Raw genomic sequence first — 24,265 nt, forward strand, 5'->3', positions numbered from 1 at the left:
GTCGGCACGTCGGTACGTCAGTACGTCGATACGCCGGTGCGGCAGGTCAGGAGGTGCGGCGGCGCGAGGCGACGCCGAAGGCCACGCCGCCGAGGCCGATCACGATGCCGGCGATGCCGAGGGCACGCGCGGTCGTGTCGGAGCCGCTCTTGGCGGCCTCGGTGTGGTCCATCTTGTCGGCCGCGGCGCCGTTCTTGCCGCCGTCGTCGTCGTGGTGGTCGTCCGCCCCCGCCGCCGGGGCGGCGGTCAGCTTCAGGACAGGGGCCGGGTTGGCCGGCTCCGCCGCGCCGTCCTTGGCCTCTTCGATCCAGCGGACGACCTCGCCGTTGTCGTACGTCTGGATCGCCTTGAAGACCATCTTGTCTGCGTTGTCGGGCAGCTTGCCGATGGACAGCGGGAACTGCTGGAACTTGCCGGACTCGATCTTGCCGCCCGACCAGGTCACCTTGGTGACGGCCTCGTTGATCTGCTTGCCGTGCACGGTGAGCGGCTTGTCGAGCTTGGTCTTCTCGACGGTCACGGTCCAGCCGGGGATGTCCTGCGGCATGACGGACGACAGCGGCTGGTCGGCCGGGAAGTTGACCTCGAGCTGAGTGGTCGAGGCGTTGTCGCGCTCGTTGGGGACCTTGAAGTTGATCGTCGCGTAGCCGCCCTTGGTGGCCTCGCCGGGCTGCACGCCGACGTGGGCGAAGGCGGTCCCGGAGAGGAGGAGGACGGCACCGGCGGCGAGGGCGGCGGCGAAGGAGACACGAGAGGTCTTCATGGCAGAAACACTCCACGGAAGCTGTGGTGACGGTGGCTCCGCGCGCGGCGCGCACGGAGTTCGCGGCACCGGTGCTCCCGTCGGGTGATCCGGGGAGGAGGAGTGCCGCGTCAGGCTGCGAGGGCGAACGCCGTGGGCGGCCCGCGCCTGATCACCGTGTGCTGGAGCGCGTCCCGGCCGGTGGAAACGGCGGGGTCCGCGGCGGTCCCGGCGGCCCGGGGGGTACGGGCCGGCGTGCCCGGGAGCCCGGCGCCGAGGGCTCGTACGTAGGCCAGCGCGGCACGCAGCGGGCGCACCGGGTCGGCTTCGGCGGAGAGCGCGGCGAGCCGGGACAGTTCGAGGAGCCGGAACAGCGCGGCGTCGCCGCGGCCGAGCAGCCAGCCGGCGGCCAGCGCGGCCAGCAGGTGACCGAGCATCATGCCCGGACTGAGCAGCCCGGTGGCCGGCTCCGCGAGGCCCTGCCCCATGTGCGCGTGCGTCATGTGGACCTGGGCCTGGGCCTGGGCCTGGGCGTCCATGGCCGACGGGTCGAGTCCGGCACTCTCCCAGATCCGCCGGGCGTCGGCCGGGCTGAGCGGGGCGGTATTGCCCCCGCACACCAGCTGCGCGGCGAGCGCCGCGAGCGAGGTGTCGTAAGAGGCCGTGTCGGCCGCCGGGGCCGCGGCGCCGTGCTGGCCGAGGCCGAACAGCGCGTGCAGTGCGAGCTGTCCGGTGGCCAGTCCGGCGGCGATGCCGGGGAGCGAGCGGCGGCGTCCCGCGAGCGGGGCCGCGACCGCGAAGACGGCGAGGAAACCCGCGCAGAGGGCCCACCAGGGCACCGTGGCGCAGGAGGCCAGTGCGTGTCCGGCCGCGGACAGCGCGACGCAGACCGCGGTGAACACCGCGGTCCGGATCAGCCTGAGGCCGGGTCCGGCCTGCGTCGCGTGGGGGGCAGTCATGACCGGGCCATCATCGCACTGGGCTTAGGCGCTTCATACGGCGAGGTGCCCAGGTTGCTTCGGGTTCCGGCGCGGCCACGTCCGGTCATACCTCCGCATACGCCTCCGCATACACCGCCGCCCGGGAGCGTCACATCGGCCGAATGAGGGCTCTCCCGGCCCTCGGGGGCTTACGCCCCGCCGCGGGCGGCAATAGGTAACCGTATGAGCATCTGGTGGTCTCTCCACTTGAGGCGTGAAGCGGCGAGCGTGCCCCTTGCCAGGCGGCTGCTGCTGGGGGCGATGGAGACCGCGGGGGTGGACCCGGACATCTCCTTCGACCTCTCGGTGGCGCTGAGCGAGGCATGTGCGAACGCGGTGGAGCACGGCGGCTGCGGAGCCACGCCGCGCGGCTCCGCTCCGGAGGAGGCCGGGGCGTACCACGTCACGGCCTACCTGGACGGGGACCGGTGCAGCATCGAGGTGAGCGATTCGGGCCCGGGGTTCCCGCCCTCGACGGTGGCCCGCCGCAGACCCTCCCTGGCCGAGCACGGCCGGGGCCTGCACCTGATCGCGGAACTCGCCGACCACGTCCGCTTCCGCAACCGGCCGGGCCGGGGGGCCGTGGTGAGCTTCGACAAGATGCTGAAGTGGCGGGACGACTCGCTGCTGAAGGTGTCCTAGACGCGCCGATGGGCGGGACCCCGGAGAGGATCCCGCCCATCGGCACGCACGAGCGGCGGCGTTGGCCCAAGAGCCGTCAGCCCCAGAGCCGGCGGCCCGAGAGCCGTCAGCCCCAGAGCCGGCGGCCCGAGAGCCGTCAGCCCTTGAGCCGCGCCATCCACGCCTCGACGTCGTCGGAGGTGCGGGGCAGACCGGCCGACAGGTTCCTGTTGCCGTCCTCGGTGACGAGGATGTCGTCCTCGATCCGGACGCCGATGCCGCGGTACTCCTCCGGCACCGTCAGGTCGTCGGCCTGGAAGTACAGACCGGGCTCGACGGTGAGGCACATGCCCGGCTCCAGCGTCCCGGCCACATACGCCTCGACGCGCGCGGCGGCGCAGTCGTGGACGTCCATGCCGAGCATGTGACCGGTGCCGTGCAGGGTCCAGCGGCGCTGCAGGCCGAGCTCCAGGACACGCTCGACCGGGCCCTCCAGCAGACCCCACTCGACGAGCTTCTCGGCGAGCACGTGCTGCGAGGCGTCGTGGAAGTCGCGGAACTTCGCACCCGGCTTGACGGCGGCGATGCCGGCTTCCTGGGACTCGTAGACCGCGTCGTAGATCTTGCGCTGGATGTCGGTGTACGTGCCGCTGATCGGCAGAGTGCGCGTGACGTCGGCGGTGTAGAGGGAGTGGGTCTCCACACCGGCGTCGAGCAGCAGCAGGTCGCCGGAGCGGACGTCGCCGTCGTTGCGGACCCAATGCAGGGTGCAGGCGTGCGGGCCGGCGGCGCAGATGGAGCCGTAGCCGACGTCGTTGCCCTCGACGCGGGCGCGCAGGAAGAAGGTGCCCTCGATGTAGCGCTCGGAGGTGGCCTCGGCCTTGTCGAGCACCTTCACGACGTCCTCGAAGCCGCGGACGGTGGAGTCGACGGCCTTCTGCAGCTCGCCGATCTCGAAGGCGTCCTTCACGGCGCGGGCCTCGGAGAGGTAGACGCGCAGCTCCTCGTCGCGCTCCTTGGTGACCTTGTCGGTCAGGGCCGCTTCGATGACGGAGTCGTGGCCGCGCACGTTGCGGACCGGGCCCTCGGCCTCGGTCAGCTCCTCGGCGAGCTTGCGCACGTCCTTGGCGGGGATGCCCAGGAGCTGCTCGGCCTCGGCGAGGGAGTGGCGGCGGCCGACCCACAGCTCGCCGCTGCCGGACAGCCAGAACTCGCCGTTCTCGCGGTCGGAGCGGGGCAGCAGGTAGACGGTGGCGTGGTGGCCGGTCTCCCCCGCGGGCTCCAGGACCAGGACGCCGTTCTCGGTCTGGTCACCGGTGAGGTACGCGTACTCGGTCGAGGCACGGAAGGGGTACTCCGTGTCGTTCGAGCGGGTCTTCAGCCGGCCGGCGGGGACGATGAGGCGCTCGCCGGGGAAGCGCGCGGACAGCGCGGCGCGGCGGGTGGCGGTGTGCGCGGCCTGGGCGATCGGCTCCAGTCCGTGCAGCTCGGTGTCGGCCCAGCCGGTGCGCATGCTCTCCGCGAGTTCCTCGCTGACGCCCGGGTACAGCCCGTTCTTGCGCTGCTTGTGCTTCTTCTGGGGCTGCTCTTCTTCCGGGGTCTCCGGGGTGAGCTCGTCAGCCACGTCTTCTCCTCAGTACGACGGACACGGACCGGGTACGGACCTCAGCCATCGTATGTGTGAGCGGAAGGCAGCCGACGAGCCGTGTGACAAATCAGTCAAACCGGGCCGCGAGCAGGACGATGTCCTCGTCCGTGTCCGCGAGCGGAGCACCGTCGGACGGGCCCCCCTCCGGCAGTACCGTCCGCAGGATGTGGTCGCAGATCGCGGCCGGGTCCTCACGGGCGCTACGGGGGATTCCCGCGGCCGCGGCGTGCAGCCTCGCGTACGCGCGGTCCATCGGGTCGCCGGTCCGCCGCAGCAGCCCGTCGGTGTAAAGAAGCACCGTTTCTCCGGGCGCGGGCTCGATCTCCACGCTCGGCGCCTCCCAGCAGGACAGCATCCCCAGCGGCGCGGAGAGCGTGGTCTCCACGTACTCGGTGCGCCGTTCGCCGATCAGCAGCGGCGGGGTGTGCCCGGCCCCGGCCAGGATGATCTTGCGTCCCGGACCGCCCGAGGGGGAGGTCCCGGCGGGCTCGCAGTAGGCGAAGAGCGCGGTGGCCGAGCGCGCGGGCTCGGTCAGGCGCAGCAGCAGTTCCAGGTCGGAGAGGACCGCGACGGGGTCCTCGCCCTCCATGACGGCGTACGCGCGCAGCGAGGCCCGCAGCCGCCCCATCGCGGCGACGGCGCTCGGGCCGGAGCCGGTGACCGAGCCGACGGCCAGCCCGAGGGCGCCTTCGGGCAGCGGCAGGGCGTCGAACCAGTCGCCGCCGCCGCGCGGGCCGGTGTGGTGGCGGGCGGCGAGCTGGACCCCGGAGACGCGGGGCAGCCTGCTGGGCAGCAGCTCCTCGGAGACGGTGGCCAGGTCGGAGCGGGAGCGCTCCACCTCCAGCATCCGGGCCAGGTGCTCGGAGGCGTGCCGTACGTACAGCCCGGCCAGGTCGCGCTGGCGGTCGCTGGGCTCGGCCTGCTCGTCGTAGAGCCAGACGGCCGCGCCGAGCCGGCCGGTGGCCTCGGCGGTCAGCGGCAGCGTGTAGCTGGCCGCGTAGCCGAGGCGGGCGGCGACCTCGCGGTGGCGGGGGTCGACGGGGGTGGCGTACCCGCCGGAGCCGGGGACGGAGGTCATGCCCGGTTCGGGGAGCACCTCGGAGCCGCCGTGGGCGTCGGGCAACCCGTCGAGGATGCGGCCGTACGAGGTGGCGCTGCGCGGCACCGTCTCGATGTGGCCGAGGTCGGCGCGGCCGAGGCCGAGGCCGATCGTGGTGGTGGGGCCGAGCCCGTCGGACGGCTCCAGGGCGACCAGGCCGCGGCGGGCGCCGACCAGGGCGGCTCCGGCGCGCAGGAACTCCTGGAGGGAGGAGCCGAGGTCACTGGCGCGGGCGAGCCGCTCGGTGAGTTCGTGGAGGGTGGTGAGGTCGGAGACCATGCCCGCCAGGCGGTCCTGGATCACCGAGCTCGCGGCGGAGGCCTGCGCCGGGGCGTGGGCCGTGCGAGCGGGCGTGGACGGGGTGGTGGACGTGGGTGTGGGCGCCACAGTGTGCGGGGACGCTGTAACTGCTGGATCGATTCCAGCCACTTTCGGCAAATGCGGGGCGCTCATGGCGTCCGCCTTTCCAGCTGGTGCGATTCGCCATTTAGCATCGCAAACCCCCAGATCATGCTGCGCCGCCTTCTATGAATCCACATCTACACGCACACGAGGAGCGATGTCCAGCATTGCCCCTGTGGGAATCCTGGTGTCCGTGGGACGGCAACTCACTGTCCGGTCGGGGCTAGAACTTGGCCGGAAAATGGGGGAAGCAGACGGTTTTTGCGGTCGACTGGGCGGGTCCGCAGGTCGGTCCGGGTACGTAATCGGTGGCGCGCGGGGACAGTTGGCGCAGCCCGGCACCCGCCGGGAACCGCCCGGCACTGACCGTCGTCCCCATCGACGGCAGCCGTTCCGGCGTCGGCACGGGTCGCGTTCCGCCCATGCCGGACGTTTCATGGACCCGTAAGAAAACTGCACGAACCGTGTGAACCTGCTTCTGGCGGACAGTGACGCGAAACGTGTACGTGTGGTGAAACACCGCTTACATGGTGTGATGTGGCCCTCGGCGTTCAACGGAAAGGAACGAGCGCTCATGCGCGAGATCCTCGGAAGGCGTCTCCAGCGGCTCCGCAATCGCTTGCAATCCCTGCGCCCCGCGCCGCCGCAGGACGATGCGGCGGCCCACCTCGACGCGGCGCTCGACTGCGCCGTCACCTGGCAGTGGCCCGTACTGCCCGGCGTCGGGCGCTCCGGCGCCGACAGCGCGCGGTGCGCCTGCCCCGACCCCGACTGCGTCGTCCCCGGCGCGCATCCCTTCGACCCCGGACTGCTCGCGGCCACCACCGACCCCCGGATGGTCGCCTGGTGGTGGGCCAACCGGCCCGGCGCCTCGGTCCTGCTGGCCACCGGCGGGTCCGCGCCCTGTGCGGTGAGCCTGCCGGCCGCCGCGGCCGCGCGTGCCGTCGTACGGCTGGACGCGCAGGGCATGCGGCTCGGGCCGATCGTGGCCACGCCCACGCGGTGGTCGCTGCTCGTGGCCCCGTACTCGCTGGAGCGGCTCGGCGAGCTGCTCTACGCCAAGGACCACGTGCCCTCCTCGCTGCGATTCCACGGCGAGGGCGGCTACTTGCTGCTGCCGCCCTCCGCCGCGATCGGCGGCGGCCAAGTGCGCTGGGAGCGCGAGCCGGACGGTGTCGAGGGCTCCGGCGCAGCCGCAGGCCGGGAGCTCTGGCTGCCGGAGGTGGAGGCGGTCGTGGACGCGCTGGTCGAGGCGAGCAGCGGGGCCCCCGGCGGCGGCAGCAGGCTCGCGTACTGACGCCGGCGCGCGGGGCGTACCGGCCGCACCGGGTGCACCGGGCGCCCGCGGATCACTCGTACGGGTGCCAGCGCGACGAGTTTCCAAGGGAATTGGGCGCGGGGATCTCTGCGCCCCATTCCCGCGTCGCTATCTTCGGCGAATGAATCTCCGCCTGATCGGTATCGGCGCCGGTGTGTTGATCATCTTGTCGCTTCCACTCGCGGGAGCGATCGCCGGGCCGGATTTCGCCGGTCGGAGTGACGGAAAAGGCGGCGGGCTGCTCTCCACCTTCGGCCTCGGCGACTCTTCCGATTCCGGCGGTGGTTCCGATTCCGGCCGCTCCCGTCCACACGCGTCCGGGCACGCGCCCGGAGCCGCCTCCGGAGCCGCGCCCGGAGCCGCCTCCGGAGCCGCGCCCGGAGCCGCCTCCGCGCCGACGTCCGCCCGGCCGGGACCGCCCGAACAGCCCCGTACGGACGCGCACTGCGGACCCGAACTCTCCGCCCCCCAAGGCGTGGAGGCCCAGACGTGCGTGCTGATCGGCGAGGGGCAGACCTGGGGGCGCAGCTACTACCGGAACACCAGCGGCCGCCCGCTGGACGCGGTGCTCACGCTGATGGGGCCCGCCGGGCGGACGGTGCAGATCCGCTGCGCGGTCGGCGCGGGCGATGAGCCGGGATTGTGCGAGACGCCGAAAGATCCTTCGGCCGGAACGGCGGACGGCTACTCGGCCGTTGCGGAATTTGCAGTTCCGGATGCGGAAGGCACACTGCTTCTGCGGTCCGGGAGCAACTCACCGGTCCCGGGTGACCGTTGAACGTCACCGGAAAATCAAGGGCCCGGTCGCTGGCGACGGGGGATGCACCAGCGACCGGGCTACAAGAACGGTAACAAGAGATCGCCTGTTCGCAAATTCGATCTCTGATATTCAGACACCGATTTGCAGGCGATTAGCGGGAGTTGTGACTCCGGTCACCGGTTGCCGATGGCCCGTCACCCTCCGGCGCCGGGCCCGCGACCGGGCCCGGCGGCCGATCAGCTGAGCGTCACCTGGCGGTTGGTGAGACCGCCGCGCGCCCGGCGCTCCTCCGTGGTCAGCGGCGCGTCCGTGGCCAGCGCCGCGGCCAGCCGCTCCGCGAGTTCGGCGGCGGGCTTCTCCACGTCGTCGGCCGAGACTCCGGTGGGCAGGTCCCAGACGGGGACCATCAGCCCGTGCGCGCGGAAGGAGCCGACGAGCTTGGTGCCTTCGCCGAGCGAGGACGTGCCCGCCGCGTGCAGTCGGGCGAGCGCGTCGAGCAGCTTCTCCTCCGGCTGAGGCATGACCCAGCGCAGGTGGTTCTTGTCCGGGGTCTCGCACCAGTAGGCGGCGTCCACGCCGGCCAGCTTGACCGTCGGGATGGCGGCCGCGTTGGCGCGCTCCAGGGAGGCGGCGATCTCCGGCGAGGCGTTCTGGGCGCTCTCCGCCTCCGGAATCCAGAATTCGAAGCCGCTGTGGACAACCGGCTCGAAAACGCCGTCGGCGGCCAGGAGATCCTGAAGTCGCGGACCCTCGGCGGGGACCCGGCGGGCGGCGACGATGGTGCCCGGCTCGGCGGCGAGCGCGCGCTCCAGGGTGTCGGCCATGTCCCGGGCAAGGTCGCCGGAGGTCGAGTCGTTCTGCAGGCCGAGCAGGACGGAGCCGTCCTCGCGACGCAGCGCCGGCGAGGCCAGTGGCAGTACGGTCACCAGCGTGACGGACGGGACGCCCTCGGGCAGGCCGCCCTTGAGGGTGAGCGGGACGGTGGCGGCGGGCACGAGCTCGCGCAGCGCCACCCAGTCGCATTCGCCGGGCAGGCCCTCGAACGGGCGGGCCACGTGCTCGGTGACGGCGTGCGCGGCGGCCGCGCCGTGACAGGCCTTGTAACGGCGCCCGGATCCGCAGGGGCAGGGCTCGCGAGCGCCCACCACCGGGATCTCCCCGTTGTTGAGCTGCGGCTTTGCGGTCTTCGCGGCGGGGCGCTTCTTGGCCATCGTGGGTGTCTCCCGGTTGCGGCGGTACGGCGTCGGTCTGGGCGCGAGCCTAGCCGTTCGTACCGCCACAGCCGGTGGGGTGCGGCCGGGAGCACGGTCGGCGTGCGCTCCCGGACGGCCGCCATCTGCCTTCTCGGAGACCGGAAATGAGAGATCAGGGAGAGATCAGGGATCCAGATCGTCGAAGGCCGTACTGAAATCGATCGCCGGGGGCGCAACGCGCGTAGCGAAATCCTCGTGCCGGGCCCCACAGGCAACGGTCACCCATACGGTGACCTCACCTGCCGCTCCATCCCGGACACCCCAGTCCTGGGCCAGGGCGCTGATGATGTTCAGCCCCCGCCCGCCTCGCGCGGTGACCGAAGGCGTGGCCGGGATCGGGCGGGTGGGCCCGCCTCCGTCCGTGACCTCGACCGTCAGTCGCCCCGCCTTGTCGACGCCCCACGACGCGCGTATCTCGCCGTCGCCGATCTCCCGCGCGCCCAACGGTCTGCCGTGTCGGCAGGCATTGCTGAGCAGTTCGGAAAGGATCAGAACCGCGTCGTCCACGACAGATTCGGACACCCCGTTGACGCGCAATTGCTCACGCATCCGGTGTCTCGCCTCGCCCACGCCCGCAGGACCATGGCGTACGTCCATGCACGACGACGTGGGCACTTCCTGTGCCACCACCAACGCCACCCCCGGAACCTCCTTAGCCCCACGCATGGTCTGGATGCCCCAATGGCCTGGACCGGAAACCGCCGGAGCGGAGGCCTCTGGCGCATTCGTCACGACCGAATGCGGAGCGGATGCGCCGGGGCACACCCCGTCACGAACGGGTCGTGTGTGACGGGTGCGCAAAAGGGGACGTCAGCGCCCTAGTTGTGACAGAACCTGTCGGGGCCTGTTCGTGATGATCGCTTCCACACCCAAATCAGCGCAGAGCTGAACGTCTTCGGGATCGTTTACCGTCCACACGTGTACGGAGTGCCCCGCAGCCTGAAGCTTGCGGATGAAGCCCGGATGGTTGCGCACGATCCGCATCCCGGGACCCGCGATCCGCACCCCGGCCGGGAGGCGCCCGTCCCGCATCCGGGGCGAGATGAACTGCATCAGGTACACGGTCGGGATGGTCGGCGCGGACGCCCGCATCCGGTGCAGGGAGCGCGCGGAGAAGCTCATCACCCGGACCGGGTGCGGGCCCTCGGCGGGCGGGGAGTCCAGGCCGAAGCGCTTGAGGAGGAAGAGCAGGCGCTCCTCCACCTGTCCGGCCCAGCGGGTCGGATGCTTCGTCTCGATCGCCAGCTGCACGGGCCGTCCGGCGTCCGCGACCAGCTCCAGCAGTCGCTCCAGGGTGAGCACGGAGGTGCGCTCGGGGTCGGCGTCCCAGTCGGGGGACTCCTCGCGGTCCTTCCACGAGCCGAAGTCGAGGGCGGCGAGATCGGCGAGCTCCAGGGCCGAGACGGCGCCCCGCCCGTTGGAAGTGCGGTTGACCCGGCGGTCGTGGACGAGGACCAGATGGCCGTCCGCCGTGAGCCGGATATCGCATTCGAGGGCGTCGGCCCCGTCCTCGATGGCCTTGCGGTAGGCGGCCAGGGTGTGCTCGGGAGCATCCTCCGAGGCACCGCGGTGGGCGACGACCTGGATGGTGCGCGGCATTGCGTGGGTCACCGGGTCATGGTGCCACCAAGAGGGGTGTCGATGTCGGGGGGAGCCCGATGGGTGCTTCTGCGGATGCGCCCGAAATGTCGGAGATAAAGGATGGGAGAGACTCACAGGTCCGGCTTACAGTGCTCTGACGGGTCATGGGAAAGGCTTTGCCCAGGAACTTGTACGGGACGTCGAACGTTCAGTCGGACCGATATCGCCAGATTTCTGAAGCCGTGTGTGACGAGGAGAGAGCGCTGTGAGCACCGAGAACGAGGGCACCGCGGCCCCGACGCCCCCCGCGGCCCCGCCCGCACCCCCGGTGGCCGCTCACGCCCCCGAGGCGCCTGCCACCCCGGCCGCGCCCGCGCCCGTAGACGCACCGCCGGTGGTCCCCGCGGCCGCGGAGCCGGTGACCCAGCAGCTGCCGCCGACGCCGGCGCCGGGCGCCGAGCCGACCCAGCAGCTCCCCCAGACTTCGGCCGCGGCTCAGGCCCCGGCCGCGCAGCCCGAGGCTCCGGCGTATGCCGAAGCCCCTGCTCCGGCTCCCGCGCCCGCGCCGCAGGCACAGGCCCACGGCGCCGAGGGCTACGGCGCCGAGGGCTGGCCTCCCCCGCCGCCCGCGGCCCCCGCGTACGCGACCGACGGCGGCCACGGCGGTGGCGCCTGGGGCGTTCCGCCGATCGCGGACGGAGCCCCGCAGCCCAAGCCGAAGGGCAGGGGCGGCATGATCGCCGGCGTTCTCGTGGCGGCCCTCCTCGCGGGCGGCGTCGGTGGCGGCGTCGGCTACTGGGCGGCCAACCGGAGTGCCAACGCTTCCGGCTCCACCACGGTCAGCGCGGGCAACACCCCCAAGGACCTCAAGCGGGAGGCCGGCTCCGTCGCGGGCCTGGCCGCCGGAGCCCTGCCCAGCGTGGTCACCATCGAGGCCTCGGCCGGTGACGGCGAGGGCGGCACGGGTACCGGGTTCGTCTACGACCAGCAGGGCCACATCCTCACCAACAACCACGTGGTGGCGTCCGCGGCCAACGGCGGCAAGCTCACCGCGACGTTCTCGGACGGCAAGAAGTACGAGGCCGAGGTCGTCGGCCGGGCGCAGGGCTACGACGTGGCCGTCATCAAGCTGAAGAACCCGCCGTCCGGCCTCAAGCCGCTCCCCCTGGGCGACTCGGACAAGGTCGCCGTCGGCGACTCGACCATCGCGATCGGCGCCCCCTTCGGCCTGTCCAACACGGTCACGACCGGCATCGTCAGCGCCAAGAACCGCCCCGTCGCCTCCGGCGACGGCTCCGGCGGCAAGAACTCGTACATGAGCGCCCTCCAGACGGACGCCTCGATCAACCCGGGCAACTCCGGCGGCCCGCTGCTCGACGGCCTCGGCGCGGTCATCGGCATCAACTCCGCCATCCAGTCGGCGGGCAACGGCGGCTTCGGCGGCGGCCAGGCCGGCTCCATCGGCCTCGGGTTCGCCATCCCGATCAACCAGGCGAAGAACGTGGCCGAGTCGCTGATCAAGACGGGCAAGCCGGTCTACCCGGTGATCTCGGTCTCCGTGGACCTCGCGGCCAAGACCGAGGGCGCCAAGATCTCCGAGAGCGGCGCGTCCGCCAACGAGCTGGTCGACCCGAACGGCCCGGCCGGCAAGGCGGGCCTGAAGCCCGGCGACATCATCACCCAGCTGGGCGGCAAGCCGATCGACAGCGGCCCGACCCTGATCAGCGAGATCTGGACGTACAAGCCGGGCGAGACGGTGAAGCTGACCTACCTGCGCGGCGGCAAGCCGACCACCGTGGACATCACCTTCGGCTCGCGGGTGGGCGACAAGTAGCAGCCGCCGGGCCGCGTCCGACGGGCTACGGCCGGACGGCAGCGGTCGGACGGCAGCGGTCGGCGGGCCACGGGCTCAACTGGCCGGATGAGGAGGGGCCGCAGGCGGGATTCCGTCTGCGGCCCCTCCCAACATCCGCTTATGCTTCGAGCGTGTTCGATTCGCGCCACATACGGACGTTCCACGAAGTGGTGGCCTCCGGTTCCTACTCGGCCGCCGCGCGTGTCCTGGGGTACACCCAGCCCGCGATCACCCAGCAGATGAAGGCACTCGAACGCGCCGCCGGCACCCCGCTGTTCACCCGCGTCGGGCGCCGGATGCAGCTCACCGAGGCCGGGGAGTCCATGGCCCGGCACGCCGAGTCCATCCTCGGCAGCCTCTCCGCCGCCGAGGCCCAGCTGAAGGCCTACGCCCGGCTGCGCACCGGCCGCGTCCGGCTCTGCGGCTTCCCCAGCGCCAACGTCACCCTGGTTCCGGAAGCCCTGAGCAGTCTGGCCAAGGACCACCCGGGCATCCAGGTGGAGTTGCTGGAGGGCGAGCCCCCGGACTCGCTGCGCAGGCTGGAGCGCGGCGAGTGCGACATCACCTTGGCCTTCACCTATCCCGGGCTGCACGAGGAGATCCCGGAGGCGGTCGCCGAGGTCAAGCTGCTGGAGGACCAGCTGACGGTGCTGCTGCCGACCGGGCACCCGCTGGCCCGGCGGCGGGCCGTGCACCTCGCGGACCTCGCCGGGGAACAGTGGATCGCGGGCTGTCCGCGCTGCCGGGCGAACCTGCTGCACGAATGCGCGGAGCTGGGCTTCGTCCCCGACATCCGCTTCGCCACCGACGACAACCTGGTGGTGCAGAGCCTGGTCGCACAGGGTCTGGGCGTCGCCATGATGCCCGCGCTGGTGCTCCCCTCGCTCTCGCTGACCAAGGTGTGCGGACGGGCCCTGGAACCGGCCGCCCGCCGCCACATCTCCGCCTACGTGTACAGCGACCATCTGCGGATCCCGGCGACGGCAGTGGTCCTGGAGGCCTTGAGGCAGGCGGCGTCGAACCGGATCGGCTGCTGACCAGCCCGGGCAGCCTGACGGCAATCCATAAGCGGGACTTGGGAATTCGGCTCAGAACTGTCGTTGGACGTGATGGGTGGGCTCCCCGACGCTTCCCATATGACCACCACCATGCCGGCCCGAACGACCACGAGGATGGCCGCCCTCGTCGATGAGATCCGTACCGTCGTCGAACGGGGTCTGGCCCCTGACCTGACCGCCTACCTGGTCGGTGAGCGGCTCGCCCCCCACCTGGGGATGCCGGACCTGCTCGCCGCCGAACAGTGCGAGGGCCACCCCGACCGCTACCGGCAGCACGTCCTGCACGCGGAGCCGGACGGCAGCTTCTCGGTGGTGGCCCTGGTGTGGCTGCCGGGTCAGGAGACCGCCATCCACGACCACGTCTCGTGGTGCGTGGCCGGCGTGCACCAGGGCGAGGAGAGCGAACTCCGCTACCGCCTGACCCCCGCCACGGCGACCTCCGGAGCCCGGTTGGTGGCGACGGAACACGTGGTTAACGGTCCGGGGGAGGTCTGTGGATTCGCCCCGCCCGGAGACATCCACAAGGTCCGCAACTCCTGTCGCACGAAGGCGATATCCCTCCACGTCTACGGGGCCGACGTCGTCCGCCTGGGCAGCAGCGTCCGCCGCGTCTACACCCTCCCGACCGACTGATGGCTCTGCTCAACCGCCCTGTGAGCAGGGCGGGATCGCCGGATCCGGGCGATGTTTCACGTGAAACATCCTCGCCGTGGCCCGGGTTGGGACTGGCGGCGGCCGGAGTCCTGGTGGCCTGGTCCGTGCACAGGCTCGCTCCGTGGGTCCCGATGCTGACGGCGTCGGTGGTGCTCGGCATCGCAGCGGCGCACCTTCCGGGCCTACGGAGCTTCGTACGGGGATCCGCGCGTCCGGGCCTCTCCCTGGCCGGGAGACGGCTGATGCGGATCGGCATCGTCCTGCTGGGCCTGGCGCTGGGCCTCGACCAGGTGCTCCGGCTGGGCTGGGCCACGGTGGCGATGGTGGGCGTGGTGGTGGCGGCCACCTTCTTCGGCACGCTCTGGCTCGGCCGGAGGCTGGGCCTCCCCGGTGACCAGCCGCTGCTGATCGCCACCGGATACTCGATCTGCGGGGCCTCGGCCATCGGCGCCGTCAGCGAGGTGTCCGGCAGCGACGAGGAGGACGTGGCCTCCTCGGTCGCCCTGGTCACCCTCTGCGGAACCCTGGCCATCGCGGTACTTCCCCTGCTCCAGTCCCCGTTGGGGCTCTCCGACCCGGAATTCGGCCGATGGGTGGGCGCCAGCGTCCACGACGTCGGCCAGGTGGTGGCGACGGCCCAGACCGCGGGCCCGGGGGCACTCGGTGAAGCGGTGCTGGTCAAGCTGATGCGGGTGGCGATGCTGGCCCCGCTGGTGGCGGCGGTGGCCTTCTCGGCGCGGGCCCGCAAGCGCGGAGTGCGCACGCCCTCGGGCCGCCGGCCGGCCCCCGTACCGCTCTTCGTGGCCGGATTCCTCGCGGCCGCCGCGCTCCGCGCCACCGGGGTGCTGCCCGACGTGGCGCTGGAATGGGCGCACACCGCGCAGGAACTGCTGCTCGCGTCGGCCCTGTTCGGCCTGGGCTCCGCGGTCAACCTCCCCGCCCTCGCCCGCACCGGCGGCCGCGCCGCCCTCCTGGGTCTCGCCGCCTGGCTGGTGGTGGCGGGGGTCTCCTACGGAGGCGTCCTCCTCACCTCGTAGCCCCGGAGCGCCGGGACTCCGGGCCGCCTGACCCCCGGAAATCCCGAGCGCCGCCCACCCCCACCGCCCGGTACTCTGTACCCGCCAGGTGGGTTGCCCGAGCGGCCTAAGGGAACGGTCTTGAAAACCGTCGTGGCGCGAGTCACCGTGGGTTCAAATCCCACACCCACCGCATTGCGGGGCCTCAGGGCCCGGCTCAGAAGGGGTGCCACCGATCCGGTGGCACCCCTTCTGCATGCGACCACCTCGGCGGGCGGTGTAGGAGAGGCCGCACACCCGGCTGCTTCCGGGGTGGAAATCGTGGCATTGGTCCCATTGAGTGGTGTTTGTCGGAAGATCGGCGCGCGTCGTGGAGGCGGTGCGGTTGCGCTCGCATCATGACGAATGTATTCAGATCCGCCCGTCGGAACATCGCGAAATGAGGGAACCGTCATGGCTCACCGCAGCACCATCACGTCGATCTGGACCACCGTCCTCGCGGCCCTCGTGGCCCTCTTCGCCTCCCTCGGCCTCGGTGGCAAGGCCGCCCCGGCCGCAGCCGCTCCGCTCTCCTCCCCCGCCGCCCCGGTGGCCGCCACCGCGAGCCGGTCGGTCTTCATGGCCCGGCGGACCTGGCGGGCGATGATGCGGGGCGGATCGCTCCCGCCCACCATCAAGCAGCGGATCCGCGCCGAGGCGCACGGCAAGACCCCGTCCGTCCGCCGCTCCAGCACCGCCGCCGCCCTCGCCGCGGGTTCCGGGTCCGGCTCCGGGTTCGAGACCGACGACAGCCACCGTACGGCCGCGGTCGCCGCAGCGGTCCGGGTCGCCGCCGCCCGCCGGGAGATGGCGCTCGCCGCGTAGTCACGCAGGACCCAGCGCACAGGACACGGCGCACAGGACTCAACACTCAGGATCCAACACACAGGATCCAACACGCAGCACGTACGAGCACGGCAGCAGGCGCTGGAGCCCGGTCGGTCGGTGTAAGCAGGCCGCGACCGCGGATCGCGCCGCGCGGGTGCCCCGGAGCGGGGCACGGTGGGATTGCCCCGGCGGGCGCCGGGGGCGTGCAGGGGGCGCGAAGCTTGGTATTGCAGGGCCGCAGGCCCGGGAGACGGTGGGGTTCCCGGACGGCGCGGCCCTTTTCGGCATGTCCGGGGCCGGCGGGTTGGCGGAACGCTTCGCCTCTTGTGCGGCGGGGGTTTCGCCCGTTGTCGAGGCGCTGACCTGCGGGGCCGGGGGCGCGAATGAGGTTTATCCGATGTTGGTCATGCTTGCGGGGGAATCGCGGCCTCCGGGGTGGTTCGCCGGGGATTCGGTGGGCAACTCTGGTGTCGCGACGCCGCACAGCACGGAACGAACCGAGACAGTCGGCCAACTGCCTTGGAACAACCCCAACTTCGGTTTTCTGGAGGATTCAGACATGGCAAGCATCCGTACCGCCCGCGTCATCGCCGCCGTCGCCGCTCTCCCCCTCGCCGTCGCCCTGTTCGGCGGGGTGGCGTCGGCCGACAACGGCTCCTTCGCGAACGACGGATCGAATGCGAGCGTCGCCAGCATCATCGGCAGCGGCGTCGGCGGCAGCAACCACGGCAACTCCTCCACATCGCAGCAGGTGGCCACCGGCTCCGGCGCGTCCAACCAGAACAACACGGCACAGGTCAACGGCTCGGCCTTCACCGCGATCGAGCAGCACAACTCCAATGTCGCGGTGAACTTCTACCCTTGGTGGTAGACGCGGCCTGAGCCGCGCTGACTGTTGAGGGCGCCTGTGCGACCGGACCGGCTGGGGTCCGGTAGCGCAGGCGCCCTCGGGCGTTCCCCGCCCCTCGTCGCCGCTCCCCGGCCTTGACATCCACCCGGAATCTGACGGACAGTCAGGTCCACTTGATGATGTGATGCCGGGAGGCCAGCGCCGTGCACCTCGCCCCGACCGAAGGCCAGTTGCGGCTCCGCGCCGAGCTGCGGGAGTACTTCGGAAATCTGCTGCCGGACGGGGTGCCCGAAGGCCCCGCCGAGCAGCGCGCACTACTGCGCCGCATAGGCGCCGACGGGCTCCTCGGCCTCGGCTGGCCCGTCGAGTACGGAGGCCAGGGCCGCGGGCCCGACGAGCAGTTCGTGTTCTTCGACGAGGCCTACCGAGCCGGTGCCCCCGTCTCCATGGTCACCCTCAACACCGTCGGCCCGACCCTGATGAAGTACGGGACGCAGGAGCAGAAGGACTACTTCCTGCCCCGGATCCTCAAGGGCGAACTCGTCTTCGCCATCGGCTACTCGGAGCCCGAGGCGGGCACCGACCTGGCCTCCCTGCGCACCAAAGCCGTGCGGGACGGCGAGGACTGGGTGGTCGACGGTCAGAAGATCTTCACCTCCAACGCCCAGAACGCCGACTGGATCTGGCTCGCCTGCCGCACCGACCCGGAGGCTCCCAAGCACAAGGGCATCTCCATCATCCTGGTGCCGACCGAGACCCCCGGATTCGCCTGGACCCCGATCGAGACGGTCGGCGGCCTGACCACGACCGCCACGTACTACGACTCCATCCGCGTGCCCGCCGGCAATCTCGTCGGCCCCGAGCACGGCGGCTGGGGCCTGATCACCAACCAGCTGAACCACGAGCGCGTCGCGCTCGCGGCCATCGGCATGCAGGCCGAGGACTTCTACGAGGGCGCGCTCGACCATGCCCGTACCCCCGACCCGGTCACCGGCGAGCGTCCCGCCGACCGTCCCTGGGTGCAGTCCCGACTCGCCGAGGCCCATGCACGCCTCGCGGCCGTACGCCTCCTCAACTGGCGCCTCGTCCAGGACGTCGGCGCCGGCTCACTGGCCCCCGGGGACGCGAGCGGCGTGAAGTTCCTGGGCACCGAGTCCACGATCGAGGTGTACCGGATCTGCCAGGAGGTGGTGGGGGAGGAGGCCCTGGTCAGGGGGGCCGAGGCCTTCGCGGGCGGCGAGCTGGAGCGGATGAACCGGGCCGCCCAGATCAACACCTTCGGCGGCGGCGTCAGCGAGGTCCAACGGGAGATCGTCGCGATGATGCGGCTCGGCATGAAGGGGAGGAAGAGATGACCGCCAGCACGGCAGGCGATGCCGCCACCGCCGCGGCCGACGAGGAAGAGGCGGCAGCCCGGTTCCACGCGCTGCTGAAGGCCTTCGAAGGGCAGCCCGCCGCCACCGCGGGACAGGGCAAGGACGCGGTCAACGAGCCGATGATCCGCCACTGGTGCGAGGCGATGGGCGACACCAGCCCCGCCTACACCGGGCCCGAAGCCATCGCTCCGCCCACCATGCTCCAGGCCTGGACGATGGGCGGGCTCTCCGGCCACGGCGACCGCTCCTCCGCCTACGACGAGCTCCTCGCGCTGCTCGACGGCGCGGGCTGCACCTCCGTGGTCGCCACCGACTGCGAGCAGGAGTACCTGCGGCCGTTGCGCCCCGGCGACGCGATCACCTTCGACGCCGTCATCGAGTCGGTGTCGCCGCGCAAGACCACCAAGCTGGGCACCGGGCACTTCGTGACCACCCGGATGGACGTCCGCGCGAACGGCGAGGTCGCCGGTACGCACCGCTTCCGGATCCTCAAGTACGCACCTGCCGCGAAGAAGACCGCCCGGCAGACCGCCCAACAGGCCCAGCCGCCGAAGAAGACCGCCCAGCGCCCGCGCCCCGTGATCAACCGCGACAACCAGGGCTTCTGGGAAGGCGTCCGCGAGCACAAGCTGCTGATCCAGCGCTGCACCGCCTGCTCCACGCTCCGCTTCCCCTGGCTGCCCGGCTGCAACGACTGCGCGAGCCTGGACTGGGACACGGTCGAGGCCTCCGGGGCCGGCACGGTCTTCAGCTACGTGGTCATGCACCACCCGCCGTTCCCGGCCTTCGATCCGCCCTACGCCGTCGCGCTCGTCGAACTCGCCGAAGGCGTCCGCATGGTCAGCAACATCACCGGCGTCCCGTCCGACAAGGTCCGCATCGGACTGCCTGTCCAACTGGAGTTCCTGCGCGTGGACGAGGAACTGGAACTGCCCGTCTTCCGGGGGAGCGAGGGCTGATGGACTTCCACCCCACCGAGGAACAGGCCGCGGCGGCCGGGCTCGCCGCCCAGATCTTCCGCGACCTCGCCACCCACGACCGCCTCGCCGCCACCGGCACCGGCAGCGACGCCGAGCTGTGGAAGGCCCTCACCACCGCCGGGCTGACCGGCGCCGTCGAGGACGTGGGCCTGCTCGGCCTGGTGCTCCTGCTGGAGGAACAGGGCCGCACCACCGCGCAGACCCCGTACGCCGCCACCTGCGTGTACGGGATCCTCGCCCTGACCCGGCACGGCAGCCCCGAGCAGCGCGCCCGGCTGCTGCCCGCCCTGGGCTCCGGCGAGGCGGTGGCCACCGGCGCCTTCCCGAACCGCGGCCGGATCACCGCGGCGCGGGACGGCCGGCTCACCGGGACGGCCCCCGCCGTGCCCTGGCTGCGCGAGGCCACCCACGTGCTGGTCCCGGACGCGTCCGGGACCCTGTGGCTCGTACGGACCGACGCGCCGGGCGTCCACACCTCGGCGGTGGAGACCACCGCGCCCTGGTCGGCCGGGAGCCTGACCCTGACCGGCGCCGAAGCGGAACGCGTCGGCGCGCCGAGTACGGCAGGCACGGCGGGTACGGCAGGCACGGCGGACGCCTACGCCGACATGCTGGCGGTCGCCCGCATCGCCTTCGCCGGTCTCCAGGCAGGCGTCTGCGCGGGCTCGCTCGCCCGCGCGGTGGCGTACACGTCCACCCGCGAGCAGTTCGGCCGGCCGCTCTCCACGAACCAGGGGGTCATGCTGCGCGCGGCCGACGCGTACATGGACACCGAGGCGATACGGGTCACCGCGTACGAGGCGGCCTGGCGCGTGGACGAGGGGCTTCCGGCGGGTCACCACGCGCTGACGGCGGCCTGGTGGGCCTCGGAGGCGGGCAAGCGGGTCGTCCACGCGGGCCAGCACCTGCACGGCGGAATGGGCGCCGACCTCGACCACCCCGTCCACCGGCACTTCCTGTGGGGGCGCCAGCTCGACGCGTACCTGGGCTGCGGCAGCGAACTGCTGGCCGAGCTGGGCGCGCTCCTCTCCGGCGACCCCGCGCACGCGGGCGGCTCCGGCGACTCCGACCACGCACCCGAGGGGGACGGCGCATGAACATCGGCGACACACTGCCGCCGCTGGAGATACCGGTCACCCGCACCCTGATCGTCGCGGGCGCGATCGCCTCCCGCGACTACCAGGACGTGCACCACGACGCGGAGCTCGCGCGGGAGAAGGGCTCCCCGGACATCTTCATGAACATCCTGACGACCAACGGTCTGGTCGGCCGGTACATCACCGACCACCTGGGCCCGGCCGCCGTCCTGCGCAAGGTGGCCATCCGCCTCGGCGCCCCGAACTACCCCGGCGACACGATGACCCTCACCGGCACCGTCACCGCCCTCGACGGGGACACCGCCGAGATCCGGGTCGTAGGGGCCAACGGCATCGGCCACCACGTCACGGGCACCGTCACGGTCACCCTTCCCGCTCCGGGAGGCACGCGATGAGCGTCCGCACCCGCGACGAGCTCGGCGGCCGTGCCGCCATCGCCGGCATCGGCGCGACCGAGTTCTCCAAGGACTCCGGCCGCAGCGAGCTCAAGCTGGCCGTCGAAGCCGTTCACGCGGCCCTCGACGACGCCGGGCTCACCCCCGCCGACGTCGACGGCATGGTCACCTTCACGATGGACACCAGTCCCGAGATCACGGTCGCCCAGGCGGCAGGCATCGGAGACCTCTCCTTCTTCTCCCGCATCCACTACGGCGGCGGCGCCGCCTGCGCCACAGTGCAGCAGGCCGCCCTCGCCGTCGCCACCGGGGTCGCGGAGGTCGTGGTCTGCTACCGCGCCTTCAACGAACGCTCCGGCCGCCGCTTCGGCTCGGGCGTCCACCAGCGCGAGCCCTCGGCGGAGGGCGCGGCGCTCGGCTGGTCACTGCCCTGGGGGCTGCTCACCCCCGCCTCCTGGGTGGCCATGACCGCCCAGCGCTACCTGCACACGTACAACCTGACCCCGGAGGCCTTCGGGCATGTCGCGGTCACCGACCGCCGGCACGCCGCGAACAACCCGGCCGCCTACTTCCACGGCAAACCCATCACCCTCGCGGACCACGCCGCCTCCCGCTGGATCGTCGAACCCCTGCGGCTGCTGGACTGCTGCCAGGAGACGGACGGCGGCCAGGCCATCGTCGTCACCACCGCGGAGCGGGCCCGGGACCTGAGGCAGAAGCCGGCCGTGATCACGGCCGCGGCGCAGGGCGCGGGCCGCCGCCAGGAGGGCATGACCTCCTTCTACCGCGACGACCTCACCGGGCTGCCCGAGATGGACGTGGTCGCCCGTCAGCTCTGGCGGACCAGCGGACTGCGGCCCTCGGACATCGACGTGGGCATCCTCTACGACCACTTCACGCCGTTCGTGCTGATGCAACTGGAGGAGTTCGGCTTCTGCGAGCCGGGGGAGGCGGCCGATTTCGTGGCCGCGGACGCCATGCCGATCAACACCCACGGCGGCCAGCTCGGTGAGGCCTACCTGCACGGCATGAACGGCATCGCCGAGGCCGTACGCCAGCTGCGCGGCACCTCCGTCAACCAGGTCGCGGAGGCGGAGTACGCCCTGGTCACGGCCGGTACCGGGGTTCCGACCTCCGGCCTGATCCTCGGCGCGGACGGCTGACCGCCCGCCCGGAGGCGGCAGGCGGACGGCTGATCGCCCGCCCATAAGAGGAAAGGGGAAGCCTCATCTCCTCCACCTTCAGGAGGTGAGGTGACCCCCGCCCCTACAACCTGAGGCGGACCCGTCTTCGGCACTTGCGGCCGATTCCGAAAAGCGCTCCCGCTCCTAGCGTGGAGCCATGACCACGCCTGTGTGCACGCTCGCCTCGAATCCGACGCCGTACCCGTCGTTCTCGGCGTACGTCCGGACCCGCGGCACGGTCCTGATGCGGACCGCGCGCTCGCTCACCGCGAACCCCTGCGACGCCGAGGACCTGCTCCAGACCGCGCTCGCCAAGACGTACGTCGCCTGGGACCGCATCGAGGACCACCGGGCCCTGGACGGCTACGTCCGCCGGGCCCTGGTCAACACCCGGACCAGTCAGTGGCGCAAGCGCAAGGTGGACGAGTTCGTCTGTGACGAGCTCCCCGAGCCCGAGGGGCAGCCGGCCGCCGACCCCGCCGAGGTACAGGCACTGCGCGACGCGATGTGGCGCGCGGTGACCCGGCTGCCCGACCGGCAGCGGGCGATGGTCGTCCTGCGGTACTACGAGGACATGAGCGAGGCCCAGACCGCCGAGCTCCTCGGGGTCTCCGTCGGCACGGTCAAGAGCGCCGTCTCCCGGGCGCTGGGCAAGCTCCGCGAGGACCCGGAACTGACCCCGGTCCGCTGAGGCGGCCGATGTTTCACGTGAAACACTCACCCGTCCGCGCGTTGTTTCACGTGAAACATCGGGCGTGTTCTACCGCTGGGTAGTGACATGCCGACCGGTACGTGCGCAGAATCGGCAGCATCCGTAGCCGCCGTAGCGCCGCAGCGCTCACCGGGAGGACGCTTTGCTGAGCACGATGCAGGACGTACCACTCCTCGTCACCCGCATACTCCAGCACGGGATGACGATCCACGGGAAGTCCCAGGTCACGACCTGGACAGGGGAGGCCGAGCCGCATCGCCGCAGCTTCGCCGAGATCGGAATCCGCGCCACCCGCCTGGCCAATGCCCTGCGAGATGAGCTCGGAGTCCAGCAGGACGACCGCGTCGCGACCCTCATGTGGAACAACGCCGAGCACGTGGAGGCGTACTTCGCGATCCCCTCGATGGGGGCCGTCCTGCACACACTGAACCTGCGGCTCCCTCCCGAGCAGCTGGTCTTCATCGTCAACCACGCAGTCGACCGGGTCGTCCTGGTCAACGGCACCCTGCTGCCGCTGCTCGCCCCGCTCCTGCCGCACCTGCCGACCGTCGAGCACGTCGTCGTCACGGGTGTCGGCGACCGCTCCGTGCTGGAGGGCCTCGACGTGCGCGTGCACGAGTACGAGGAGCTCCTGGCGGGCCGCCCGGACACCTACGCCTGGCCCGAGCTGGACGAGCGCCAGGCCGCGGCCATGTGCTACACCTCCGGCACCACCGGAGACCCCAAGGGCGTCGTCTACTCGCACCGATCGATCTACCTGCACTCGATGCAGGTCAACATGGCCGAGTCGATGGGACTGAACGACCGGGACACCACCCTCATCGTGGTTCCGCAGTTCCACGTCAACGCCTGGGGCCTGCCGCACGCCACCTTCATGACCGGCATCAACATGCTGATGCCGGACCGCTTCCTGCAGCCGGCTCCGCTCGCCGAGATGATCGAGCGGGAGAAGCCCACGCACGCCGCGGCCGTCCCCACCATCTGGCAGGGGCTGCTCGCCGAGGTCACCGCCAACCCGCGCGACCTGACCTCGATGAAGCAGGTCACCATCGGCGGCGCGGCCTGCCCGCCCTCCCTGATGGAGGCCTACGACAAGCTCGGCGTCCGCCTCTGCCACGCCTGGGGCATGACCGAGACCTCCCCGCTGGGCACCATGGCCCACCCGCCGGCGGGTCTGACCGCCGAGGAGGAGTGGCCGTACCGGGTCACCCAGGGCCGCTTCCCGGCGGGCGTCGAGGCACGCCTGGTGGGTCCCGGCGGTGACTTCCTGCCCTGGGACGGAGAGTCGGCGGGCGAGCTGGAGGTCCGCGGCAACTGGATCGCGGACTCCTACTTCGGTGGTGCGTCCGGCGAACCCATCCGTCCCGAGGACAAGTTCAGTGCGGACGGCTGGCTCAAGACGGGCGACGTCGGCGTGATCAGCTCCGACGGCTACCTCACCCTGACCGACCGGGCCAAGGACGTCATCAAGTCCGGCGGCGAGTGGATCTCCAGCGTGGAACTGGAGAACGCGCTGATGGCGCACCCGGAGGTCGCCGAGGCCGCGGTCGTCGCCGTACCCGACGACAAATGGGGCGAGCGTCCGCTGGCCACCGTGGTCCTGAAGGAGGGCGCCACCGTGGACTACGCGGGCCTGCGCGCCTTCCTCGGCCAGTCGATCGCCAAGTGGCAGCTGCCGGAACGCTGGTCGATCATCGCGGCGGTGCCGAAGACGAGCGTGGGCAAGTTCGACAAGAAGGTGATCCGCAAGCAGTACGCGGACGGCGATCTCGACGTCACCAAGCTCGACTGAGCCCTGCCCGCCACCGGCCGGGGAG

General features: G+C 71.7%; 22 protein-coding genes, 1 tRNA gene and 1 pseudogene. 17 read left to right on the forward strand and 7 right to left on the reverse strand.

Translation table 11 applies throughout. The features are described 5' to 3' along the window. Nucleotides 1-46: 46 nt before the first annotated feature. Nucleotides 47-763: a YcnI family protein gene (locus ACFXDJ_RS00825; RefSeq protein WP_384651297.1), complete on the reverse strand. Its 717-nt coding sequence runs from the start codon at nt 761-763 to the stop codon at nt 47-49. 110 nt (nt 764-873) lie between these two features. Then, the gene (locus ACFXDJ_RS00830) at nt 874-1,701 is read right to left on the reverse strand and encodes a hypothetical protein (RefSeq protein ID WP_384651295.1); all 828 of its coding nucleotides are present in this window, start codon (nt 1,699-1,701) and stop codon (nt 874-876) included. Between the two features lie 204 nt (nt 1,702-1,905). Between ACFXDJ_RS00830 and ACFXDJ_RS00835 the strand changes: the two genes are divergently transcribed. Beyond that, the gene (locus tag ACFXDJ_RS00835; protein WP_384651293.1) at nt 1,906-2,364 is read left to right on the forward strand and encodes an ATP-binding protein; all 459 of its coding nucleotides are present in this window, start codon (nt 1,906-1,908) and stop codon (nt 2,362-2,364) included. 136 nt (nt 2,365-2,500) lie between these two features. On the opposite strand, the gene ACFXDJ_RS00840 is transcribed toward ACFXDJ_RS00835, so the two are convergent. Continuing rightward, nucleotides 2,501-3,967 carry an aminopeptidase P family protein gene (locus tag ACFXDJ_RS00840; protein WP_384651291.1) on the reverse strand — a complete coding sequence of 489 codons (1,467 nt, stop codon included), beginning with the start codon at nt 3,965-3,967 and terminating at the stop codon, nt 2,501-2,503. 91 nt (nt 3,968-4,058) lie between these two features. Then, nucleotides 4,059-5,597, reverse strand: a complete 1,539-nt coding sequence (locus ACFXDJ_RS00845) for a PP2C family protein-serine/threonine phosphatase (RefSeq protein ID WP_384651303.1) — start codon at nt 5,595-5,597, stop codon at nt 4,059-4,061. 469 nt (nt 5,598-6,066) lie between these two features. Between ACFXDJ_RS00845 and ACFXDJ_RS00850 the strand changes: the two genes are divergently transcribed. Both ACFXDJ_RS00850 and ACFXDJ_RS00855 read left to right on the forward strand, forming a co-directional pair. After that, entirely contained in the window at nt 6,067-6,789 is a 723-nt protein-coding gene (locus ACFXDJ_RS00850) for a bifunctional DNA primase/polymerase (RefSeq protein ID WP_384847433.1), read from the forward strand. Nucleotides 6,790-7,303: 514 nt separating this feature from the next. After that, nucleotides 7,304-7,588: a hypothetical protein gene (locus ACFXDJ_RS00855; RefSeq protein WP_384651288.1), complete on the forward strand. Its 285-nt coding sequence runs from the start codon at nt 7,304-7,306 to the stop codon at nt 7,586-7,588. A gap of 218 nt (nt 7,589-7,806) precedes the next feature. Here ACFXDJ_RS00855 and ACFXDJ_RS00860 read toward each other — a convergent pair whose 3' ends face one another. The 3 genes and pseudogenes from ACFXDJ_RS00860 to ACFXDJ_RS00870 all read right to left on the reverse strand — a co-directional run bounded on the left by ACFXDJ_RS00860 (nt 7,807) and on the right by ACFXDJ_RS00870 (nt 10,422). Further along, a complete protein-coding gene (locus tag ACFXDJ_RS00860) occupies nt 7,807-8,781 on the reverse strand; it encodes a DUF5926 family protein (RefSeq protein ID WP_384651286.1) in 975 nt (324 codons plus the stop codon). Between the two features lie 165 nt (nt 8,782-8,946). Beyond that, a pseudogene (locus ACFXDJ_RS00865) lies at nt 8,947-9,548 on the reverse strand (ATP-binding protein). Nucleotides 9,549-9,633: 85 nt separating this feature from the next. Beyond that, on the reverse strand, nt 9,634-10,422 hold the full coding sequence (locus tag ACFXDJ_RS00870) for a glycerophosphodiester phosphodiesterase (protein WP_384651301.1): 789 nt from the start codon (nt 10,420-10,422) through the stop codon (nt 9,634-9,636). Nucleotides 10,423-10,669: 247 nt separating this feature from the next. Between ACFXDJ_RS00870 and ACFXDJ_RS00875 the strand changes: the two genes are divergently transcribed. The 14 genes from ACFXDJ_RS00875 (at nt 10,670) to ACFXDJ_RS00940 (ending at nt 24,240) form a co-directional block, all read left to right on the forward strand. Then, entirely contained in the window at nt 10,670-12,238 is a 1,569-nt protein-coding gene (locus tag ACFXDJ_RS00875) for a S1C family serine protease (RefSeq protein WP_384847436.1), read from the forward strand. A 152-nt stretch (nt 12,239-12,390) separates the two neighbouring features. After that, nucleotides 12,391-13,296, forward strand: a complete 906-nt coding sequence (locus ACFXDJ_RS00880; protein WP_384651281.1) for a LysR family transcriptional regulator — start codon at nt 12,391-12,393, stop codon at nt 13,294-13,296. Nucleotides 13,297-13,395: 99 nt separating this feature from the next. Next, entirely contained in the window at nt 13,396-13,950 is a 555-nt protein-coding gene (locus ACFXDJ_RS00885; RefSeq protein ID WP_384651279.1) for a cysteine dioxygenase, read from the forward strand. Then, the gene (locus tag ACFXDJ_RS00890; protein WP_384651277.1) at nt 13,950-15,008 is read left to right on the forward strand and encodes a YeiH family protein; all 1,059 of its coding nucleotides are present in this window, start codon (nt 13,950-13,952) and stop codon (nt 15,006-15,008) included. The genes ACFXDJ_RS00885 and ACFXDJ_RS00890 overlap by 1 nt, the downstream gene beginning before the upstream one ends. Before the next feature lie 87 nt (nt 15,009-15,095). Further along, nucleotides 15,096-15,180, forward strand: a tRNA-Ser gene (locus tag ACFXDJ_RS00895). Nucleotides 15,181-15,440: 260 nt separating this feature from the next. After that, nucleotides 15,441-15,851: a DUF6344 domain-containing protein gene (locus tag ACFXDJ_RS00900; protein WP_384651275.1), complete on the forward strand. Its 411-nt coding sequence runs from the start codon at nt 15,441-15,443 to the stop codon at nt 15,849-15,851. Between the two features lie 562 nt (nt 15,852-16,413). After that, the gene (locus tag ACFXDJ_RS00905) at nt 16,414-16,725 is read left to right on the forward strand and encodes a hypothetical protein (RefSeq protein ID WP_112446768.1); all 312 of its coding nucleotides are present in this window, start codon (nt 16,414-16,416) and stop codon (nt 16,723-16,725) included. A 182-nt stretch (nt 16,726-16,907) separates the two neighbouring features. Then, nucleotides 16,908-18,059 (forward strand): acyl-CoA dehydrogenase family protein, encoded by a 1,152-nt coding sequence (locus tag ACFXDJ_RS00910; protein ID WP_384651272.1) that lies wholly within the window; start codon nt 16,908-16,910, stop codon nt 18,057-18,059. After that, on the forward strand, nt 18,056-19,039 hold the full coding sequence (locus ACFXDJ_RS00915; RefSeq protein WP_384651271.1) for a bifunctional MaoC family dehydratase N-terminal/OB-fold nucleic acid binding domain-containing protein: 984 nt from the start codon (nt 18,056-18,058) through the stop codon (nt 19,037-19,039). The genes ACFXDJ_RS00910 and ACFXDJ_RS00915 overlap by 4 nt, the downstream gene beginning before the upstream one ends. Continuing rightward, nucleotides 19,039-20,157 carry an acyl-CoA dehydrogenase family protein gene (locus tag ACFXDJ_RS00920; RefSeq protein ID WP_384651269.1) on the forward strand — a complete coding sequence of 373 codons (1,119 nt, stop codon included), beginning with the start codon at nt 19,039-19,041 and terminating at the stop codon, nt 20,155-20,157. Before ACFXDJ_RS00915 ends, ACFXDJ_RS00920 begins: the two co-directional genes overlap by 1 nt. Continuing rightward, nucleotides 20,154-20,552, forward strand: a complete 399-nt coding sequence (locus ACFXDJ_RS00925; RefSeq protein ID WP_384651267.1) for a MaoC family dehydratase — start codon at nt 20,154-20,156, stop codon at nt 20,550-20,552. Before ACFXDJ_RS00920 ends, ACFXDJ_RS00925 begins: the two co-directional genes overlap by 4 nt. Further along, nucleotides 20,549-21,715, forward strand: a complete 1,167-nt coding sequence (locus ACFXDJ_RS00930; protein ID WP_384651265.1) for a lipid-transfer protein — start codon at nt 20,549-20,551, stop codon at nt 21,713-21,715. The genes ACFXDJ_RS00925 and ACFXDJ_RS00930 overlap by 4 nt, the downstream gene beginning before the upstream one ends. 178 nt (nt 21,716-21,893) lie before the next feature. Then, nucleotides 21,894-22,427 (forward strand): SigE family RNA polymerase sigma factor, encoded by a 534-nt coding sequence (locus ACFXDJ_RS00935; protein ID WP_384651263.1) that lies wholly within the window; start codon nt 21,894-21,896, stop codon nt 22,425-22,427. Between the two features lie 163 nt (nt 22,428-22,590). Then, nucleotides 22,591-24,240: a long-chain fatty acid--CoA ligase gene (locus ACFXDJ_RS00940; protein ID WP_384651261.1), complete on the forward strand. Its 1,650-nt coding sequence runs from the start codon at nt 22,591-22,593 to the stop codon at nt 24,238-24,240. Nucleotides 24,241-24,265: the final 25 nt, after the last annotated feature.

Source organism: Streptomyces sp. NPDC059443 (genome assembly GCF_042750105.1).
Classification (GTDB): Bacteria; Actinomycetota; Actinomycetes; order Streptomycetales; family Streptomycetaceae; genus Streptomyces.